General features: G+C 42.0%; 1 protein-coding gene. It reads right to left on the bottom strand.

Translation table 11 applies throughout. The features are described from left to right. Positions 1-155 precede the first annotated feature (155 nt). Positions 156-734 (bottom strand): hypothetical protein, encoded by a 579-nt coding sequence (locus A3756_RS01065; RefSeq protein WP_068507775.1) that lies wholly within the window; start codon positions 732-734, stop codon positions 156-158. Positions 735-1,069: the final 335 nt, after the last annotated feature.

The raw sequence follows: 1,069 nt of genomic DNA on the forward strand, positions 1-1,069 counted from the left end.
TGTCTAAAAGATGCCTCGGTAGACATGCAGAGTGACAGTATTGCTAAGCAAGTCGAGATGAGCGTCGAGCGAGTTGAGAAAGTTTGCCTCCGCAGCAAAGAGATTCAGGTAGGTGAGGGGCACGAGAAAATTATCTCACTATCAGTCACTGGAATTTAAGCAATAATTCCGTTTCGACTTAAGTGTTCGTCCAGGGTAGTGTGGTGAGGGATAGCCTTGCCTGATACCCAGTTAGCTGCTGCTTGCTCTCCAGTTAATGCTAAGACCTTTTGCTCTTTATCCCACTCGTCATTTGAAGCGCTCTTTAGATAAGCGAGTACGTCGTTGTTAGGGGTCTTCAAGCAAGACTTGATTACCAGTCCAGTAATTTCTTCGTATGTGCCTGGGCCACATTGGCCTGTGTTCGTTATAGCGCGGGTTGCCCCTATAAGGTAGAAAGCGCAGGCTTTTCTCAACCAAGCATACTTTTCGCCATGTATATCTCCATAGCGCTTTTTTAGGGGTAGAAGCTGCATACCTGCAAAAACTTGTGCTTCTTTGAGGATAGCCATTTTGTCCTCATATTTCACACTGGCTGAAGCATTTCCTACTAAAGGTTTACGCTCGTCAGTTTGTGTCATTTTTTTAGTATGGTTGAGAGGAGGGTAATCACGATAGAGTGAGCGAATTCTTACGAAGGTGATGATGAAAAGCAAAAAAACAAAGACTTCTGCCAAGTGGATAAGTGCGCTCATGAGTTTCTTCCTTGTAACTATAGATAAGCACTGGGCTCTATCATTCTGAAGACAGTCGGTTCTCGTTTGCATCATACAGACGCACGTAGTGTTAGAAAACAACTCTTTATTCTATAGAGACTGCGCTATCGAATACATAAAACCCTTATATATTTTTGAGAAGTGTGAGGTATTGCTTTTCTAGAGTGTAAAAAATTGCAATAAGTTCACGGTTTCCAGTATTCAAAATGTTTGTCATGGAATGAAAAGTGTATAATCTTCATTCTTAAATTTAATATATTTTTCATGTGCTTACGTGTCAGGTCAGCTTCGTAAAGCCTTTCCGCAACGCAGGG

It is taken from the genome of Oleiphilus sp. HI0086, from assembly GCF_001635225.1.

What these genes read in the sequence shown, in the direction of transcription:
- A3756_RS01065 (WP_068507775.1), bottom strand. Translation starts at nt 734, where the DNA reads ATGAGCGCACTTATCCACTTGGCAGAAGTCTTTGTTTTTTTGCTTTTC.